Genomic DNA, 18,968 nt, shown 5'->3' on the forward strand with positions numbered 1-18,968 from the left:
GAGCCTTGCGGCGGGCCCGATCCGGACCCTCGGTTGACAAGACGAGAGCGCTCGTAGATAGCGAATGCGCCCGAGACCGGTCGCCCTTCATGATTCCCGCCCTCTCTCTCCTGCTCCTCGGCTATCTGGTAGGCTCGATTCCTTTTGGCTACTTGGCGGGTCGCTTGAAAGGTCTCGACATTCGCGAGCACGGCAGCGGCAATATCGGTGCGACCAATGCTCTTCGCGTCCTCGGTAAACCGGTCGGCTACACCGTCCTCCTCCTCGACGCCATCAAAGGCGTCGTGCCCGCCGTGATCGCGCGCCAGTGGATCGGAGGAGAGGATGCCTTCGGAGAATGGATTCCTCTCCTGACCGGGATCCTCACCATCGTGGGACACAATTTCACCTGCTTTCTTGGCTTCCAGGGCGGCAAGGGGATTGCGACCTCGGCTGGAGTGTTGGGGGCCCTCTTGCCCTTGGAGTTGGCCATTGGCCTCTCGCTTTGGATCGTCCTCGTCTTCACCATCCGCTATGTTTCCGTGGCCTCCATCGCGGCGGCCGGCTCCCTGCCGGTGACCAACGCCCTCGCCTCCCTCGGCGGCGAATTCCGCCTGCCTTACTTCCTCGCCACCGCCGCCCTCTGCCTGATGGCCTTCTTGCGCCACCTGCCAAATCTGCAGCGCCTTCGCCAAGGAACTGAGCCCAAAGTCTTCTCCAAAAGAAAAGACCCCGCGCCTGAGAGCGATTCTTCTTCTCCCCATCATGGCTGAATCCCATTTCCAACGAGTCGGCATCCTCGGTGCCGGGAGCTGGGGCACGGCCCTGGCCACCGTTTTGGCGGAACGGGGTCTCCAAGTGCGGCTCTGGGGGCACGATCCAGCTCAGATCCGCCAACTCCAGGCCACCCGCCTCAATCAGGAATACCTCCCCGGGGTCCCGCTCTCGGAAAACATTTCCTTCTCTCAGGAACTCTCCGACCTGGCGGACTCCGATTTCCTGCTCTTCGTGGTGCCCTCAGCTGCCATGCGGGAAGTGGCCGCCCAAGCCAAGTCCATCGGACTCCGGCCCGGCGTGCCGCTCGTCTCCTGCACCAAAGGCATCGAACTGGAAACGGGCGAACGCATGACCGAAGTCATGGGCGACGAACTGCCCGGTCATCCGCTGGCCGTGCTCTCGGGTCCCAGCCACGCGGAGGAAGTCGGCAAACGATTGCCCACCGCCGTGGTGGTGGGCTCCGAGGACGCCGCGACCGCCACCTCCCTCCAAGAGGTCTTCACCCTTCCCTGGTTCCGCAGCTACACCAGTGAGGACGTCCGGGGAATCGAGTATGGCGGCGCCATCAAGAACGTCTTCGCCATCGCAGCCGGCGCTTGCGAAGGGCTTCGCTTGGGAGACAACTCCAAAGCCGGCCTCGTGACCCGTGGCCTCGCAGAAATGGTTCGCTTGGGCACCTGCCTCGGAGGAAAGCCCCAGACCTTCTACGGCCTCAGTGGCATGGGAGACCTCGTCGTGACCTGCTACTCTGCTCACAGCCGGAACGCCCAAGTCGGGCTCCAGCTCGGCCAAGGGCAAGCGGTCGAAGAAGTTCTCAAGGGCATGAAAATGGTCGCCGAAGGAGTGCCCAACACCCGCAGCATCCATCGGCTCGTTCAGCAAATGGGTGCCGCTTGTCCCATCATCGAGGTCGTCTACCAGGTGATTTACGAACAGAAGTCCTCCGGAAAAGCGCTCCACGACTTGCTGTCTCGCGATCCGAAAGCCGAAGTCGAGTAGGCCTTTTTACCCATTCTTATGAAGCTGGCTCTCCTCGCTGCCCTCCTCTGCACAGGCCTGCCTGGTTTTGGCTCCGAAAGCCGATCGATCAATCTGAAAGCGGGCGACGAAGTCCGCGTCCAATTCCTCAAAAGAGAAAAGGCCCAACTGGAAGAGCTCTTTCACGAACGCGCCACCATCGATGGCAGCGGGCGGCTCCAACTCCCCGAAGTGGGACGAATCAAAATCGATGGGCGATCCGGCACCGACCTCCTGGAAGCGGTCATCGACGCTTACCGCCAGCAGGGCTCTCTCCTGACCTTCGGCCTCTCCTACGCCGCCCACCTCACCGAATACAATGGCCAGCCCATTGTCCTGGTAGAAGGCCGGGTCGAAAGCCCCGGCTACGTCCTCTGGAAAGAAGACATGTCCCTCCAAACCGCCCTCGAGGCCGCCGGGGGCTTGCGGGAGGACGGTTCACCTCGCACCATCCACCGCATTTCCGCCGGCATCGATGCCACCTACAATATTCTGACGAGTGAGGAGCCCATCTCGCTCCAGCCCGGAGACGTCGTGCGAGTGCCCTTCCGCTACACCCCTTAAGATGGCGGCCCGTCTTCTCAAGGTCCCCGGGCTCCTTGCACTCCTCTTCCTCGCCGGGCCGCCCTCGCTCAGCGCCCATCAAATCATCTCGGCCTTCCTCTACCTCGACGTGCAAGTCCTGGAGGAGGAAGTCGTGATCCATATCGAAGGCGGGCAATACCATTTCCAACCCCTGGCCGGCAAAACGGAGGAAGAGCTGGCCGACCTCGCCACGCTCCTTCCCCTTTTGGAAAACTGGTTCAGCCAACGCTGTCCGGTCCTCATCGATGGAGAAGTGGTCCCACCCCAGGTCGCCCTTTTCGAGGTCACCCGCTCCAGCGATGACCTCCTGGGAGACGAACCGGTCGAGTTCAACATGTGCTACACCCAGCTCCGCTACTCTCTCACGGCCATGCCCCATTCCCTTGACTTCACCTGGACCGTCTTCCCACGCGTGCCCCCCTTCGCACCCGACGCCAAGGCCTTTCTGGAAGAACACGGAGGCCTAGACCAAGTCGCCTGCCGTTTCGACTTGGGCGAAACCGATGAATTTTATCTTTTCACCCAAACAGAGCCCCAGTTCATCTGGCGATCAGGCATGGAACGGCAGTTGAGCCGATGGGCCCCCACCTCTTCTCCCACGGAAATCGCCGAAACCTCCTCTCCCACTGCGGCCCCCACCACCTTCCCTCTTCTCAGTCTCGCCATCGGCGCGCTGGGAATCCTCGTCTCCGTGTCCCTCCCGCTCTTAGGGCCCGGTTGGAAAAAGTTCCGGCTTGGGGGCCTGGCCTTCACTCTCCTCTTGGCCTTCCTCCTTCGTGACCAAGGGCTCTACCCTCTTCCCGCATTGGCCTCCACCGAAGAGGAACTCAGCGAAGCCGAGGCCCTCGAAAAATTTTTAGACCTGCACGAGCGCATCTACCTCGCCTTTGGGAAAGCTTCGGAGGAAGAGATCTATTCCCAGCTCGCCTCCACCGTCAGTGGGGAGCTACTCGATCGCCTCTTCTTGGAAACCTACGGGGACCTCATCTTGCAGGAGGAAGGAGGGGCCCGCGCCCGCGTCAGCGAGATCGAGATTCTCGAAGCGACCGCCGAAAAACGACGCTCCCAAAAAACGCTCGGCGGCTACTACTTCCAAATTCCCTGTCATTGGCGAGTGCGCGGAATCGTGGAACACTGGGGACACATCCACGAGCGCACCAATGAATACCGGGCTCTCTTCGAACTGAGCCCTATCGGGCCGGAATGGCGGATAACCGAATCGCTTCAGTTGGCGGCTTTTCCGGTCAAAGAAAAAGCCCCCGCCGCCAACGACCCCTTCGATCCCTTCGATCCCTTCGACCCATGATCCACGTCGAAGCCCTCCGATTCCGCTATCCCCAGGGCGACTTCCAACTCTCGCTGGACCGACTCTCGCTGGCCGCCGGCCAGCAAGCCACCCTCACGGGCCCCAGCGGGAGCGGCAAATCCACCCTCATCCAACTCCTCTCCGGAATCCTTCTCCCCGAATCCGGCCGGATCGAAGTGGCCGGCCAAGAAATGACGGGGCTCGAGGAAACGGCTCGCCGGCAATGGCGCGTCCGCCGCCTCGGCTTCGTCTTCCAAGACTTTGGGCTCCTCCCTCATCTGCGCATTCTCGACAACATCTTGCTCCCCTTTCACGTCCATCGCGCCCTCCGGCTCTCCCCCGAAATTCGCGCCCGGGCAGGCCAGCTCGCCGAGACCACTGGCCTCACACCCTACCTATCCCGCCTCCCCGAGGCCCTCTCGCATGGGGAGCGCCAACGCGCGGCCATCTGCCGCGCCCTCCTGACCCGCCCCGCCTTGGTCCTCGCGGATGAACCCACTGGCAACCTCGACCACGCCACTGCCCAGCTCGTTCTCGATCTCATGCAGCGCGAATGCCGGGAAATCGGAGCCACCCTCCTCTGCGTCACGCACGACCCGGCCGTCACCGAACGCTTCTCTCAGCACTTTCACCTCCCCCGTCTGCTGGCCGCATGAGCAGCCTCTGGATCCTCACCTGGTCTCGGCTCCGCTACCACTGGCTGACCTCTGGAATGCTCTGCCTCTGTCTCTCGCTCACCTTCGCCCTACCCGTCACCGTCCAGTCCCTGGCCTCACGCTACGAACAAGACTTGCGGGCCCGCTCACTCGCGACCCCCCTCCTGCTGGCCGCGCCCGGCGACCGCATCGGTACCGTCATTCAAACCCTCTACTTCTCTGGCAGCACTCCCCCTGCCCTCCACGCTGGCCAACTCGCCACCCTCCGTCAAGACTACCAAGGGCGTTTCCTCCCCCTGCTTCTGGGCTACAGCGCTCGCAGCCAACCACTGGTCGGATGCGAACTGGACTACTTCGACTTCCGAAACCTCTCGCTAGCCCAAGGTCATCTTCCCCAACGGCTGGGCGACGCCGTCCTCGGGGCCCAAGCCGCCCGGCGACTCCAACTCAGCTTGGGCGATTCACTCATCAGCGATCAATCGAGTCTCTTCGACCTCGCCTCCGACTACCCGCTTGCCCTACGCATCGTTGGAATCTTGGACCCATCCGGCACCCCGGATGATCAGGCCGTCTTTGCTGATATCAAAACCCTCTGGACCATCGCCCAACTTCTCCACGGGCACACCGAAGCCACCGCGCCAGAGGCCCTCCCCCATCTCTCAGCCACGGACGAAAGCGAAACCATCGCCCTCGATGCCGGTCTCTTGCCCTATCATGAAATTACCGAAGAAAACCTCGCCAGCTTCCATCTGCATGCTCCGGACCAGCAGCTCCCGCTAAGCGCCATCCTCTTCGAGCCCGCTAGCCAAAAGGAAGCCACCTTTCTCCGTGCCCGGCTCGGGCAATCGACCAGCCTGCAAATTCTTCGGCCCTCGGAGGCAGTCGACGAACTCCTCAGCATCGTCTTCCGCTTCAAACAATTTCTCGACACCAACTTCGCCCTCATCCTCCTGGTCGCCTCGCTCTTCACCACCCTCGTCATCCTGCTGACCCTCCGGCTGAGAAAGCCCGAAGCCCGACTCCTTCATCGAATCGGCAGCGACCGAGGCACCCTCTTTCAGCTGCAAGCACTGGAACTCGCCGTGATCGCCGGAGCCGCCTTCCTCCTGGCCCTCCTCCTGGCCAGCCTGGCCCAACTCCTCGCCCCCTCCCTCACCGAGTGGCTGTGACCCACTACCAAGCCAAGAGTAAGCTGGCAGAACGGCCCCCTGAAACGTAATCCTACAGCCCCCATCTCGCCTCCCGAAAAAGCCCTTGCGACCCCCTGCCCCTCGTCTTTGTTCCCGCCTCCCCGCCGCGCCCTCCTCCTCCCGCGCGAAAGCTACCATGAGAGACCACGTCAAACTCTTCATCCCAGGCCCCATCGACGTCTCACCGGACACCTACCAGGCCATGGCCGCACCCATGATCGGCCACCGCTCGGGCGACTTCCAAGAACTGAGTGAGGAAATCCAGCCCGGACTCCAAGCGCTCTTCGGCACCAGCCGCCCCATCTTCCTCAGCACCTCCTCCGCCTGGGGCGTCATGGAAGGGGCGCTTCGCAATCTCGCAGGCGGCAAAAAAGTGCTCAACTGCTGCTCGGGCGCCTTCTCCGACAAATGGCACGACGTCACCCTCCGCTGCGGCTTTGAAGCCGACAAGCTCCAAAAGGACTGGGGCCAGCCCCTTCTCCCCCAAGACATCCACGCCAAGTTAGAAACAGGCGACTACGACCTCCTCACCCTCGTGCACAACGAAACCTCGACCGGCGTACTCAACCCCGTGCAGGAAATCTCTCAGGTCATGAGAGAATTTCCTGACGTCCATTGGATCGTCGACACCGTCTCCTCCTTCAGCACCGTCCCCGTACGAATGGACGAATGGGGCATCGACGTCATCCTGACCGGCAGCCAAAAAGCCCTCGCCCTCCCGCCAGGACTGGCACTTTTCGCCGTCTCGGAGCGCTCGCTCGACCGCTCTGCCACCGTGGACGGTAGGGGTTACTATTTCGACTTCCATGAATTCGAAAAAAACGCGAGAAGCTCGATGACCCCCAGCACTCCCTGCATCTCTCTGCTCTACGGACTGCGCCACCAACTCGCCAAAATCGCCCAAGAGGGTCTCCCAAATCGTTTCGACCGCCACGCCCGACTGAATGCCAAAGTCCACACCTGGGTGAAAGAGCGCGGCTTCGAATTCTTCGCACCAGAAGGCTACCGATCCAAATCACTCACCTGCGTCGCCAACAACAAAGGAATCGATGTCCCCTCCCTCCAAAAAAGGATGAAGAACCAACACAAAATCCAACTGGACGGCGGCTACGGAAAAATCAAAGGCACCACCTTCCGCCTCTCCAACATGGGAGACGAAACGGAAGCCTCCATCCAAGAGTTGCTCACTTCCCTGAATTCCTGCTTACACCAAAGTGCAGGATAAAGAGGGGGAACGGCAGCGCAAACTTCGCGTCAGACCCGAATGACACGATAAGTTTGACGGTAAGTGCTCGCGCTACCCTCCCGCGTCCGCACCTGAATAGCTTGGCCAAACAATCTTGGAGCTAACGCTCAACTGGTTGACCTGATCGATCGGCATCACACCATCAATCGCCTACTACTCCTCAGTCAAATTGCCGGGTGTTAATCTCGACGAATCGAAAGAGAAGGCCACATCCCGATAGAAGACCGATCCCAATTTACCGTCCTCACCCTGATCAAAGACGATCAGAACATGTTGCCCCTCCCGATCCGGGATTGCCTCAGTCAACTGGTTCTCCCCACTAAAAAAACCAGCCGGATTTCCCGTAAATGGGACTTCAATCCACTGCGCATCATTTCGTTTCAAATTGACGAAAATTGTCGGAGCATTTTGGCGCTCGATCCTGACAGGCAAGGGATCAATCTTCGAGAAAGACAGGAAAGTGACGCCACGCTCATCGCCCCTGCTGGCGTGTTCTACCGGCACCAAGCGAATCCACCATCTCAGAAGTTCCCCATCATCCCCAAACTCTGGGACCGAACGAGCGAAGACCGCCTGCGTCTTTCCAGCGGATACCTCTATCGTGAGCACTGAGGGCATACAGCCCTCGCGAGCTACCCTCAACTCGTGGTTTCCGGACGGAAGGGGAATCGGAAATGATCTCTCTCCAAGTTCGAAGCCCCGCTTCTTGAGGTCATTCCCCGCGATCGACGCCTTCAGGTTCCCCTGACCCGCTTCCACGAGATTGACAAACCTCACAAAGCCGTAGTTGTCGAGACTCTGCGCTCCCGCTCCGCCCAGGAGGGCCGCATACAGACACCAGATCGAAAGCGATTTTCTAAAGAGCTCTTTCATACAAAACCTTCACAGTTGAATTTTCAGGGATAATTCCTCCTGGATCAGTATCATTAGCCCCCTTCCTGACTCCTGGATCGACAAATACTTGAAACATTCTTCGAGTTGATCCCTCCACTCGAATCGTCCCATCACGAAGACGCCGAATGGCTTGTCCTTCGATAAAAACGCGGAAATTACGAGACCTCACGGAAGAGGAGTTGTATAGGCGACCGAAGAGCTCCTCGGCCGCCCCATCAGACCACTGCAAGTCCTCACCAGAACTAGATTGGCTGAGGCCTCCAACGCCCGCGAAGAGCGCAGGATTTCCAAAAATGAGCTGTCCCGATTCGTTAGCAAAGTCAGCCGCTTGAGAAAGAGAAGAGATGGGGCGGTTCTCGATAATGGCCTCCGCCATTTCATCTGCTCTCTCATCCCTGGTAGGGGCCCCAAGCTCGATCCCTTCTGTCGGCCAACTCATAAATTGCGGGCTGTGGCTGTTGAGAGTCACTCGGGAAATCGCTTCATCCATCTCCAATTTTCCAGCAAGAACGGCTCGAATCGCGTCTTTGGAGGCCGTATTGATGTTGATTTTTCCGTCCTGAAGGGTCGTGCCTCCTACCATTTTCGCGGAATCATAAGGTTGCCCAGCGTGAAACAAGTCCAACAGATGGCTCGCCCTGAGGCCGGGGGCGTCAAAGCGAGGATGCTCTGGTCTCCCGATCCGCAAAGTGTTTCCACCTCCGTGTTCACTACTCCCGCTCGTCGACTGGCTGATACTCGGCCAGACGAAATCATACAAGCGACTGCCGCCTCCGTTTACGTCCCACATCAGAGGGTCATAGATGTTGCCCCACGAGCTTTCACTGAAAAACACTCCTGAATTGGATACCCTCATGGGAGCCTTAGCCGGTTCAGGCGGTGCGATGTCTCCGAGGAAATTGGAGTGGTCGGGAACCCGCTCGCGATTTGAACTGGAGTTTGTAAAAGAAAGGTTCCCTACCAGGGAGTCATGCCCCCTGTCGGGCCACTCTGAAGGCATCACCCTGCCATAAACCTTTTCGGAGCCACTCCCATTTCGGTAGATACTTCCGTTGCGGATGTTACGCTGGCTTGGACTATGGTTCTGGGGGTAGCTATTAACGCTTTGGTATCCCGTCAAATAACGACTCATACGAGGATCCCCCATATTATTATAAAATCCTCCCCCTGTGCTAAACTTTGTTGAAGAGTGTCCCGCAATCGTTCCGTCAGTTCTAACCCAGTCCCTAAACAGCCCAAGCGTGCTAGGAGGACTGAACCTCTGCAAGCTTCCCAAAGACTCATCCACCAAAACCCCATCTACAAAAAGCTTATAGGAAGAAGACCTGTCTGGTGCGGTCTCGACCGGATCAATGATGAACTCATCTAAATCACATACCCGCAAGGTGTAAATGACCTCACCGACACGCACCAACTGATGTTCATTTGGCTCAAGTTGAACCGACACTGGCGCAAATTCCCAACCGTCTGGACCGGGTGAAAGACTATGATCTGATAGATCTTCATCGCCAAGCACATCTGAATCGCCAAGCTCGAAACTGACCGTTTGAAGAAACCCACCATTACTTGGTAGATACCCGGCGTTGATCTCGGCATCGGTTTCGTAGGTTAAACTGATATCACCCACAAATTCCTGGTTCGCCATATTCCACAATTCCACAAAGAGGACGGTTCGCAGGAGAAGATATTTTCCCGGATCTCTTTCTCCTACGTCAATACGATCGAATTGCTCGTCTCCATCATCGATCCCGGATACCACCAGCTCTCCACCTGTATGTTGATGCATTCCATACCAAGCAAATCGGTAGAAAAATTCGCTTACAAAAGGGCTTGAATCTACACCCCAGTAGCTTCCTCGCGACACCGTCGGATAAAGATCAACATCTGCGTAGTCTAGCATCGAGGCCATGAGCGTGAACTCGTAGTCATCTGGAAAACCTCCCGGCCGTTGCTCTACAAAATCTGGCAGAGCTTCCTCGATCCAGTTTCCCCCCTCGATGACAGCCTCATTGCGATCTGCTCGTTGAAGAAGCTCATTCAAATTCTTCTGTGGACGCCCCCAGACCACGGCCTCGATTCCCTCAAGAGGCGGCACCAGAGCTTGTTCCTCATAGGGCTGGAGCCCAGCCAAAGTGGCTTCTTCCAGAATCCTCCACTCTTCATTGCCAACCAGCCGGCCATCGGAATCTCTTTCCATACCCAGTGGTGCCTCCGCGGCGGCCAAAACCGACTCCGGTGAAACGAGAAGATTCCTGTTTTCAATCAGCTGATTGTCCAGATTGGCACCCTCCAAAGCTTGGTCTTCCTTTTCAGCCTCGGGAAAGAGAGCAAACAAGGCGACTTGAGCCGCTCCCGAATCGATTTCCTGTTCCGCCATTCCCGGTGGGGCCGCCACTTCGGAGGAAGACCGCTCATGAATCCCGTCTGGACCATTGGTATTGCCCGACGCCTCTGCATCGAGGTATCTCTGGGCATCCTCGATCCAAAAAGCATATCGCCCAACCAGTTTCCCATTCTCATCGGAGACCTCGATCCATTCCGCTTTCGAGGCGGCATCGCCTCTGATTGCCGGCATGTCAGCGACTTGGTCTTGCCCGGACATGGCATAAAAATCGACGCCAAAGTCGTTGTTTCCGTCTTCCTCATTTTGACGCGGCACCCGAAGCGTTGCCTCTCTCCTCGGCATCTGCGTGCTGCTGAAAAGAGGCGAGTAGGAATAAGTCACCTCCGAACCATCAATTTCAGGCCGTGCCAGGTAATAAAAAGGCGCGTTGGCTCCCCCCACGTCGGTTGGCACCTCTTCGCGGAGAATGACGAAATCATCCCTCAGCATATTGCTTCTTAGGAGTTTCCTGGATTCCTCCAGGCCCGCCTCCAGCATCAGCTCAGCTTGAAATTGGTCTGAATAAGCTTGAGCCGTTCCCGACTCCAGTCGAGTGATGCTGAGTGTTCCAATGAGGAGCACCAGGAGTGCTGCCATGAGAAAAATCATCACCACCAACGTGGCACCACCTTTGGGATGCTTCTGCTGGCGTTTTCTAGAATGGTTCTTTTTCATGCTAGTTTGGATCACGGTTACTTGGGCCCAAAAGGAATTCGGCCAGTCAAGACATTCACTTCTTTGTTTGTCTCCCATTGGCCCAACCATCGGGCATGATACGTCCCCCACTCGTCAGCTGTTTGAAAACGACGGGTGAGGGATCGATTTGCGACGATCAATTCCACTTCAAAAAAATCCGGAGGCACTTCTAGTCCGGCCGTCCACTGTTGGACTGCTCCCGAATCGTTGCGATATTTTGGCTGCAGATCAAAAGACACCACTCCGTAGGCAACGACTTCATCAGTAGTTTCGGAGACCACCTCCGTAGGTTCAGGATCGGCCGAGCCTCTTCTCTCCGCAAAGACAGTCGCGCTCCCCGAAAATCCCCTCATTAACTTTGGGACCACTCGAGGCGAATTGGCGAACCCCTCGGGGACGACGTCCAAGTAGTAGGTGACTTCGCATACATCGCCGACCCGCTCTTCCTCAGCCTGCACAAAGTCTGGTTTTAGGGTGTAAAAACCCAAACGGGGGCCGTCGGCGAATTTGTCATTTCCTTCTACCAACCGAAAACCCTCCGGCCACACTGAAGTGGCTAAGTCTTCCGTTAGCATGAGAACGGCTGCCCGCCCTTCGCTCGTCTTCTCAATGTTTCCTTGGATTCGACCAGCTGAGTTCCCGCCGTGATTCACTGCCAAGACCATCATTGTGAGAGCGAGGATGGATACCGCCATCGCTGCCAGCATCTCTAGCAAGGTAAAGCCTGGCTTAGACGCTCTGGATGGCTGTTTGGCCCAGATCATTTTGTGACTACCGAGATGAACTCAATGGATTCACGCCGAGTGCTCTCCGCACCGGCCGGATATTCGAGAGACAATTCGACTTGGGCGGAGCGAGCGTCCCCGCCGCTAGTGTCAAAATCGGCCGGCCGACCCACAATTTTCACCATGAAAAAAATCGGGCTGGAACCAAAATTGATCAGTCCGTTCTCATACTGTTCGGTAGACAATTTCCCGAGAAGAAGGCCGTCTTCGGAAAGCGCGAGATACTGATCTGCGATCGTGGGCCAATTATCCAGTTCGCTCTCACTCATTTCAAAAACCGAATCAAATCCAGCGCCAGCCGCTTCCAATTCCTCAAATACCACTTTCGCGGCCAAGATCGCTTGGCTGCGTTTGGTGGCTTCTTCGCCCGTCCGAGCCGCCACCGTGAGCGCGGTCAGGAATACCGGAACGATTAGGCTGATCATACCGATCGCCATCACGACTTCGGTGATTGAAAATCCTCGGCTTGAATTTGGCTTCATCACGGCCTCACCCAATAGGCCCGTCCAGTACTCCTTCCCAAGAGTAGGTATTCCTGATTGCTCTCGTCCTCAAAGACCTCGGTTCCCACATAGCGACCCGAACCAACCGAAATTTCGATATCTCCTGCACCGCTGGGAAACGAGACAGTTCCCAATCGAGAAAACGTGATGGCAGAAAAAGCCGAGGTTGCCTCCCCGGCGATGCCTGTTTCGGGATCCACCTCGGCAAAGGTGCGTTTTGGGAAAGTCAAAAAATTAGGCGCTTGCGTGCCGTCCTCGGCCGATCCTTCCGAAATGATAACTCCAGCGGGCAGTTGCTCCATTTCCACAACTTTGGTGTAGGGGAGAGGCCCCGAGCTGGGAAATTCCTCCCCAAGTTCCAGAATTTGGATTTGCATCCTATTTTCGGGATTGGCCCCGGCGCCGATGGTGCCTGGATTTCCAAAGACAACGGCCACTCCCTGTCTTTGAAGAATTGCTTTGGCTCTCGCCTGTTCCAAAAGCGAGAGCACTGTCCCGGTCGACTCCCTGACGACCGCACCAGCGGACTGGGGATTCATCATTTGGAAGGAAACGGCACCCAGCACGCCTATCACCGCCATCACAGTCAAGAGCTCCACCAGCGTCAACCCGCCATGGGCCTGCTTGCCCCGATTTGTCAGGAAGAGCTTCATTCAACGAACTGGGTCGTTTTTCACAAAAAACATCGGCGAATCAATGAGCAGCCAGTCTGCCAGTTTGCGCAAATTGTGCCAAAATCAGCCGATTTAATGTATGGTCAATGTATTCTCGTTGTTTGCGAGGTGTTTGTATCTGAAGATTTCGTTTCAATCGGGAGCATGTCGCCGGTAAAACCTTCCCATTTTTTCGGAATCGATGTCGGAATCCAACGAGGATGCGTCGTCGCAGTTCTCAATCATCGGGGTAAAATCGTCACAAGCCATTGGTTTTCACGAGGCAACGAGGCCGATTCCATCGGGGACTGGATGCTGGATCTTTGTCCCGATGGTGCTGGGGTGGTCGGGATCGATGCGCCCCGGTGCCCCCTCCCCCGCCCCCGAAAGTGGTTCTGGCGAAGCGACCGGTGGCGCGCGCGGGGTCCTCGGGAGGCGGGACGGGGGCGACATTGTGAGGTCGCCATCAAAGCCCTGAAACTCGGCAATCCCCAATGGTCGCCGCTAGCCTCGGACCCCATCCCTGAGTGGATGGCGCTCGGTTTCGCCCTTTTCGACCGCCTGCAACCCGCGCTGGAGACCTACGAAGTGTTTCCCACCGCCAGCTATCGCCAGCTCCACCAAGCAGGAACTCAATCCCTCGAAATCGACCTTTCGCAGTGCGCTCCTGGCCCCAAGGATCTTCTGGATGCCTGCACCGCCGCCGAAACGGTCCGTCGCTTGAAGCTTGGACGAGGCTCACTCGTCGGAGGGGGCGACGGCTTGGGAACGATCGCGCTACCCGGACCCACCTCACCCCATCCCGTTTTGCAATGGCCTGCTTCTTGAAATCCACCACCCTCCTGATTCTTCTCCTGTGGCAGAGCGCCCGCTTGGAAGCCGCTCCGCCTCTGGTGGAGGCCGCTCGCCAGCAAATTGGCATCACCACCCGCTACGATCCCAGCTACGTCCTCCTGGATTACCCCAATGGCGATGTCGCTCCCCAGACGGGGGTTTGCACCGATGTCGTGGTGCGAGCGTTTCGCGAGGCCTTCGCCGTCGATCTCCAAAAAGCCATCCACGAAGACATGCGCGCGCATTTCGCCAGCTACCCTCAGCGCTGGGGGCTGGCTGGACCCGACCCTCATATCGACCATCGCCGCGTTCCCAACCAAGCCACTTGGTTCGCCCGCCAAGGTTGGGAAAAAGAGCCCACCCCCAACCCGGCTGACTACGCGCCCGGGGACCTCGTCACTTGGGATTTGAACGGTCAAGGCCTCCTTCACATCGGCATCCTCTCCGATCGGCGCTCCCCCGCTGGCCACCTCCTCGTCTTGCACAACATCGGTCGCGGCACCGCAGAGGAAGATCTCCTGTTCCACTACACCATCCTCCAGCACTTCCGCCCGCCGCAACTTGTGGCCAAGCCTCCGGTTCCATCCGGCCAAACCCCCACCCCGCCATGAGAACCCTCCTGATCCTTTCCCTCCCCCTGGCCGCCTTCGGACAATCTCTGCCCGACCCGGCCGTCTCGATCGAAACCCAAGGAGCCTTTCGGATTGTGAAGGCCAATGGCATTCCCAACCACCCCACCGGAACCTTCCCCAATCGAGGCAACCCCCACCGCATCCAGGCCCAAAACCACCTCTACCGTCTGCCCCTGCATCCAAGCCAAGCCGCGCAACTGACCCCCCTCGAACGGCAACCGTTCGGCGTCGCCTTGAATGGCATCCCCTTCGATCCCAACACCGCCGAATTCTGGAACGACGACCGGCGCAGCGGCTGGCGCTACGCCGCCATGACGGGACATCTCCGACTCGGGACCGATCAAAACCACGCCCACGTGCAATCCACCGGAGCCTACCACTATCATGGAATCCCCACTGGCTTACTCCGACAATTACCGGGCTCGGATGAGGAAACCCTCCTCCTGGTGGGCTACGCAGCCGATGGATTTCCCATCTATGTCGAAACCTCTGGAGAGGGCCCGCGGCCAAGCTACCAGCTAAAAGAAGGCCTTCGACCCGATGGCCCGGGAGGTGCCTTCGATGGCAGGTTTCTGGCCGACTTTGAATACGTGGACGGCCTTGGCGACCTCGATGAAGCCAACGGCACCTTCGGCAGCACGCCCGAATACCCCGAGGGCATCTATCACTATTACCTGACCGACACCTTCCCTTTTGTGCCCCGGTATTTCAAGGGCACCCCGGATCCCAGCCTCCGCCACCGAGGACGGGGACCAAGTGGTCAACGTCAGCTGCGAAACGCCTCCGAAGAGCGCTCCGGCCCGCCCCGTTCTGCCCTCGGTCCAGACCAGCGAGGCCCGCGTCTTCCGGGCGCGCCGCCGCGCCGCTAAAGAGAACAGGGGTCGGAGCGACTTTCTCTGCCCTTCGATTCACATCGGATTTGCATTGGGTTTGCAATGCTCGTGCAGGCAGGCAAACTCAGCCGCCATGTCTCGCATCCTAGTTATCGGCGCAGGGGGAGTGAGTCGGGTCGCCGTCCACAAATGCGCCCAGCTTCCGGAAGTCTTCTCGGAGATCCATCTCGCCAGTCGCACCCCGGCCAAATGCCAGGCTATCGCGAGCGAAATTCGCGGACGGTATGGCCGCGAAATCCGAATCCACACCCTGGATGCCGACGACGTCAGAGCCACCACCCAGCTCCTCCGTGAAATCCAGCCCGCTCTCCTCCTCCACTTGGCCCTGCCCTACCAGGACCTGAATCTCATGGAAGCTTGTCTGGCTGCGGGCGTCCCCTATCTCGACACCGCCAACTACGAGCCGCCCGAGACCGCACGTTTCGAGTATCGCTGGCAGTGGGCCTATCACGAGCGTTTTCAGAAAGCGGGCCTCATGGCTCTCCTCGGCTCCGGTTTCGACCCCGGCGTGACCAGCGTTTTCGCGATGCATGCGCTCAAGCACCACTTCGATGAGATTCACTCCATCGACATCATCGACTGCAACGCCGGACAGCATGGCCTGCCCTTTGCCACCAACTTCAATCCCGAAATCAATCTCCGTGAAGTCACCGCCCCAGGACGCTGGTGGAAAGAAGGCCAATGGCAAGAGACCGAGCCGCTCAGCGTCCAGCGCTCCTTCGACTTCCCGGGCGGCATCGGACCGAAGCCCCTCTATCTCATGTATCACGAGGAACTCGAAAGCCTGGCCAAGTTTGTCCCTGGCGTGAAAGAGCTTCGCTTCTGGATGACTTTTAGCGAGAGCTACCTCCAGCATCTCAAGGTGCTCGAAAACGTGGGCCTCACTCGGATCGATCCGATCGACTTCCAAGGCCGCTCCATCGTTCCGCTCCAATTCCTCAAGGCCCTCCTGCCGAAGCCAGAAAGTCTTGCCCCCCGCACCATCGGCCAAACCTGCATCGGCAACCTCATTCGCGGTCGGAAAGACGGGCAGCCCCGGCTCTACTACATCTACAATCTCTGCGATCACCAAGCAGCCTTCCGGGAAACCAATTCCCAAGCCATCAGCTACACCACGGGCGTGCCGGCCATGATCGGAGCCAAGCAAATGCTCGAAGGCACCTGGACCGGCCGAGGCGTCTTCAACATCGAGCAAATGGACCCCGACCCTTTCTTGGCCGACCTCTCCCGCCATGGCCTCCCCTGGGAGGAGAAATTGCTGGATCCCGCCACCACTCCCCTCATAGACCCAGCAGCTCCGCCGACTCCGGGGGCGGACTCTCCTTGAGTCGCTCCGCCGCTTCCTCTCGCAGTCGGCGCTCCTCATGACGGACGGACAGCCCCCACGCCAAAAGCGTGCACACGGCCAGCACCGTCATGAGGGCTGCGTGATGGCGGGAAGCGGGCTTGGCCAGAGCGATCCACCCGGCTACCAGCAAGCCCAGGCCAAAAGCCAGGGAAAGAAGATAGCCCAGCCCAACCAGCCAAAAAGGCGCCCTCGACTGCATCCCCGACAGGTTCTGCCTCTCGGCGGGCCTCTCCTGCATCGCCCGCGCCGCCTGCACCCGCGCCAGCTCTTCAGGCGATTTGCGATACTCCGGCAGCTCCGTCATACCCTTCACTATTCCAAAAAGCCCCGCCGGGTCGACCGCAAAGTCCTTTGCTTGCTGAATTTCTATTTTGCGTCGCAAATTTTGGAAATTTCGCTAATTTTATATTTTTGAGTTGTTATAAGTGCAATTTGAGTGCAGGCTCGGCGGTCATGAGCCTACGACCCATTTTTCTGGCTGCCTTGCTAGCCAGCTTCACCACGCCCCTCAGCGCCCAAGTCTTCTCGTTCAGCGCGGAGGATTTGGATCAAGACGAAGTCATGGACAATGACGGACAGCGCTACAGCGCCCGTGCCGGTTTCATCGACAGCTTTGAGACCAGTTACAACGCCGGCACCGGAGAACTCCTGCTGGACATCGCCTTCTCGGAGAACAACGGCTCCCTCGCCAACGGCTACTGGTTCGTGGTCAGCGACGGACCGAATCCCAAAGGCAACGTCAATGAATACGCCATCTTCTACTTCGACGCGAGTGATCCAAACAATCCGATCGTCAGCTCCTATGTTTACAACGGGGCCAACTCGTCCAGTAGCTGGCAAAACCCGGGCGACCTCCTCTACACCTCCTTCGACACCCAGATCCAAGCCATCGCCTCCACCGGACCGGGCAGCATCGACATGAGCCTGACCGTCGACACCACCGACCTCAATCTCGCTTCCACTTGGCCCGCCTCCTACGGCCTGAGCGAGCCCGACTGGGATGGAGCCCTCTTCGGCGACACCATCGGCGTTTGGTTGCATCCCTTCATCTCTGAAAACGTCCAATACAATAGCGATGGCTCGCTCAAAAAACTTGAAATCAAAAAGTCCGGCTTCTACGACTTCGCAAAAAAAGAGGCCATTCCCGAGCCCTCCTCCGCCCTCCTCCTCAGCCTGAGCGGGGCCGCCCTCTTCTTGCGCCGTCGGCGCTAAGATTTTCCCCCAACCCTCCCCGGAAAGCGGGTGGTTCCTTTTGGGACCACCCGTTTTTTCGTTTTCAGAAAGCGCGATTCTGGCTTTGGTGCGCGTCCGCCCATGGACCTGTCTCAAATTCCCTCGCCCTCCTACGTCATCGACTTGGGGAAACTGCGGGAAAACCTCAGCCGACTCTCCGAAATCAAGGAACGGGCCGGCTGCCACATCGTGCTGGCCCTGAAAAGCTTTGCCATGTGGAGCCTCTTCCCACTGCTGAGGAAAAGCCTCGATGGAGTCTGTGCGAGCGGCCCTTGGGAAGCCCGCTTGGGCCACGAGCACTTTGGAGGTGGCCACCTTCTGACCTACTCTCCGGCTTACAGCGAGCAGGACGTGGACGAACTCCTTCCCCTCACCACTCATCTCGACTTCAATTCCCTCTCGCAGTGGGCGCGCTTTCGCGAACGGGTGGCCGCCGCCCCTCGATCCATCCAAGTCGGCCTCCGCATCAACCCCGAACACTCCACCCAGGACCGCGCCCTCTACGACCCCTGCCTGCCCGGATCTCGCCTCGGCGTTCTCGCAGCTCAGCTGGAGGGCCAGGATCTGGCAGGCATCACAGGCTTTCACTTCCACACCCTCTGCCAGCAAAATGCCGACGCCCTCGAAAGCACCTTGGCCGCCGTGGAAGAACGCTTCGGCCGGTGGCTCCCCCAGCTCGAATGGGTCAACTTCGGCGGCGGGCATCACCTGACCCGATCGGACTACGACGTCGAGCGACTCGTCCGGCTCATTGGCCGCTTTCGGGAACGCTACCGAGTCGAGGTCTTTCTCGAGCCCGGGGAAGCGGTCGTGCTCGATGCCGGGGTGCTGGTGAGCGAAGTCCTCGATTTGACCGAGAACGCCGGCGCCATCGCGCTCCTGAACGTCTCCGCCACCGCCCACATGCCAGACGTCCTGGAAATGCCCTATCGGCCCACCATCCAGGGCGCGGGCGAACCGGAGCAATTTGCCTATCGCTACCAACTCGCCAGCCCCACCTGCTTGGCAGGCGATGTCATCGGAACCTACAGTTTTCCGCAGCCCCTCTCCGTGGGAGACCGGATCGTCTTCCAAGACATGGCCCATTACACCATGGTCAAAACCACCACCTTCAATGGCGTGAAGCACCCCTCCCTAGGAACCTGGGAGCCAGAAAACCAGCAATTCCGCCTGGTGAAAGAGTTTCGCTACCAAGACTTCCGGGATCGACTCTCCTAATACCAAGCTGCAGAATTGGCTGGTAGAATGGCCGAGTGGATTTCGGGCCAGACCAAGGCGCGACGAGGGCGCGGTGCAGGCACCGTAACCGAGGAGCAACGCTGGGCTGGCTCGAAAGACTCCGGCTCTTCCTTCCCCGC

At 58.7% G+C, this 18,968-nt stretch carries 19 protein-coding genes; 13 read left to right on the forward strand and 6 right to left on the reverse strand.

Annotated features, from left to right (window positions below):
* The first annotated feature begins 89 nt into the window (after positions 1–89).
* The 7 genes from plsY to AAF555_04065 all read left to right on the forward strand — a co-directional run bounded on the left by plsY (position 90) and on the right by AAF555_04065 (position 6,735).
* Positions 90–752, forward strand: a complete 663-nt coding sequence (plsY, locus tag AAF555_04035) for a glycerol-3-phosphate 1-O-acyltransferase PlsY (GenBank protein MEM6910731.1) — start codon at positions 90–92, stop codon at positions 750–752.
* Positions 745–1,755 (forward strand): NAD(P)H-dependent glycerol-3-phosphate dehydrogenase, encoded by a 1,011-nt coding sequence (locus AAF555_04040; protein MEM6910732.1) that lies wholly within the window; start codon positions 745–747, stop codon positions 1,753–1,755. Before plsY ends, AAF555_04040 begins: the two co-directional genes overlap by 8 nt.
* A gap of 18 nt (positions 1,756–1,773) precedes the next feature.
* Entirely contained in the window at positions 1,774–2,337 is a 564-nt protein-coding gene (locus AAF555_04045) for a polysaccharide biosynthesis/export family protein (protein MEM6910733.1), read from the forward strand.
* Between the two features lies 1 nt (position 2,338).
* A complete protein-coding gene (locus AAF555_04050) occupies positions 2,339–3,664 on the forward strand; it encodes a hypothetical protein (GenBank protein ID MEM6910734.1) in 1,326 nt (441 codons plus the stop codon).
* Entirely contained in the window at positions 3,661–4,320 is a 660-nt protein-coding gene (locus tag AAF555_04055; GenBank protein ID MEM6910735.1) for an ATP-binding cassette domain-containing protein, read from the forward strand. The genes AAF555_04050 and AAF555_04055 overlap by 4 nt, the downstream gene beginning before the upstream one ends.
* A complete protein-coding gene (locus AAF555_04060; protein ID MEM6910736.1) occupies positions 4,317–5,489 on the forward strand; it encodes a hypothetical protein in 1,173 nt (390 codons plus the stop codon). Before AAF555_04055 ends, AAF555_04060 begins: the two co-directional genes overlap by 4 nt.
* A gap of 157 nt (positions 5,490–5,646) precedes the next feature.
* The gene (locus AAF555_04065; GenBank protein MEM6910737.1) at positions 5,647–6,735 is read left to right on the forward strand and encodes an alanine--glyoxylate aminotransferase family protein; all 1,089 of its coding nucleotides are present in this window, start codon (positions 5,647–5,649) and stop codon (positions 6,733–6,735) included.
* Between the two features lie 174 nt (positions 6,736–6,909).
* Here AAF555_04065 and AAF555_04070 read toward each other — a convergent pair whose 3' ends face one another.
* The 5 genes from AAF555_04070 to AAF555_04090 all read right to left on the reverse strand — a co-directional run bounded on the left by AAF555_04070 (position 6,910) and on the right by AAF555_04090 (position 12,670).
* Positions 6,910–7,629: a hypothetical protein gene (locus tag AAF555_04070; GenBank protein MEM6910738.1), complete on the reverse strand. Its 720-nt coding sequence runs from the start codon at positions 7,627–7,629 to the stop codon at positions 6,910–6,912.
* Complete coding sequence (locus AAF555_04075) at positions 7,613–10,708, reverse strand: hypothetical protein (GenBank protein MEM6910739.1); 3,096 nt, start codon at positions 10,706–10,708, stop codon at positions 7,613–7,615. The genes AAF555_04070 and AAF555_04075 overlap by 17 nt, the downstream gene beginning before the upstream one ends.
* A 17-nt stretch (positions 10,709–10,725) precedes the next feature.
* A complete protein-coding gene (locus tag AAF555_04080) occupies positions 10,726–11,424 on the reverse strand; it encodes a hypothetical protein (protein MEM6910740.1) in 699 nt (232 codons plus the stop codon).
* Between the two features lie 65 nt (positions 11,425–11,489).
* Positions 11,490–11,996 (reverse strand): hypothetical protein, encoded by a 507-nt coding sequence (locus tag AAF555_04085; GenBank protein ID MEM6910741.1) that lies wholly within the window; start codon positions 11,994–11,996, stop codon positions 11,490–11,492.
* Positions 11,996–12,670, reverse strand: coding sequence for a prepilin-type N-terminal cleavage/methylation domain-containing protein (locus AAF555_04090; GenBank protein ID MEM6910742.1), 675 nt, complete (start codon positions 12,668–12,670; stop codon positions 11,996–11,998). Before AAF555_04090 ends, AAF555_04085 begins: the two co-directional genes overlap by 1 nt.
* A gap of 165 nt (positions 12,671–12,835) precedes the next feature.
* On the opposite strand from AAF555_04090, the gene AAF555_04095 reads away from it, so the two are divergent.
* The 4 genes from AAF555_04095 to AAF555_04110 all read left to right on the forward strand — a co-directional run bounded on the left by AAF555_04095 (position 12,836) and on the right by AAF555_04110 (position 16,356).
* A complete protein-coding gene (locus AAF555_04095; GenBank protein ID MEM6910743.1) occupies positions 12,836–13,498 on the forward strand; it encodes a hypothetical protein in 663 nt (220 codons plus the stop codon).
* Positions 13,495–14,115: a DUF1287 domain-containing protein gene (locus tag AAF555_04100; GenBank protein MEM6910744.1), complete on the forward strand. Its 621-nt coding sequence runs from the start codon at positions 13,495–13,497 to the stop codon at positions 14,113–14,115. Before AAF555_04095 ends, AAF555_04100 begins: the two co-directional genes overlap by 4 nt.
* Positions 14,112–15,005 carry a YHYH protein gene (locus AAF555_04105; protein ID MEM6910745.1) on the forward strand — a complete coding sequence of 298 codons (894 nt, stop codon included), beginning with the start codon at positions 14,112–14,114 and terminating at the stop codon, positions 15,003–15,005. Before AAF555_04100 ends, AAF555_04105 begins: the two co-directional genes overlap by 4 nt.
* Before the next feature lie 97 nt (positions 15,006–15,102).
* Positions 15,103–16,356, forward strand: coding sequence for a saccharopine dehydrogenase family protein (locus AAF555_04110; protein MEM6910746.1), 1,254 nt, complete (start codon positions 15,103–15,105; stop codon positions 16,354–16,356).
* Here the strand turns inward: AAF555_04110 and AAF555_04115 are convergent.
* Positions 16,310–16,681: a hypothetical protein gene (locus AAF555_04115; protein MEM6910747.1), complete on the reverse strand. Its 372-nt coding sequence runs from the start codon at positions 16,679–16,681 to the stop codon at positions 16,310–16,312. The two genes, AAF555_04110 and AAF555_04115, sit on opposite strands and share 47 nt — an antisense overlap.
* Positions 16,682–16,830: 149 nt before the next feature.
* Between AAF555_04115 and AAF555_04120 the strand changes: the two genes are divergently transcribed.
* Positions 16,831–17,589, forward strand: a complete 759-nt coding sequence (locus AAF555_04120) for a PEP-CTERM sorting domain-containing protein (GenBank protein MEM6910748.1) — start codon at positions 16,831–16,833, stop codon at positions 17,587–17,589.
* 102 nt (positions 17,590–17,691) lie between these two features.
* Complete coding sequence (gene nspC / locus AAF555_04125; protein MEM6910749.1) at positions 17,692–18,828, forward strand: carboxynorspermidine decarboxylase; 1,137 nt, start codon at positions 17,692–17,694, stop codon at positions 18,826–18,828.
* Positions 18,829–18,968: the final 140 nt, after the last annotated feature.

This window comes from Verrucomicrobiota bacterium, assembly GCA_039027815.1.
Taxonomy (GTDB): domain Bacteria; phylum Verrucomicrobiota; class Verrucomicrobiia; order Verrucomicrobiales; family JBCCJK01; genus JBCCJK01.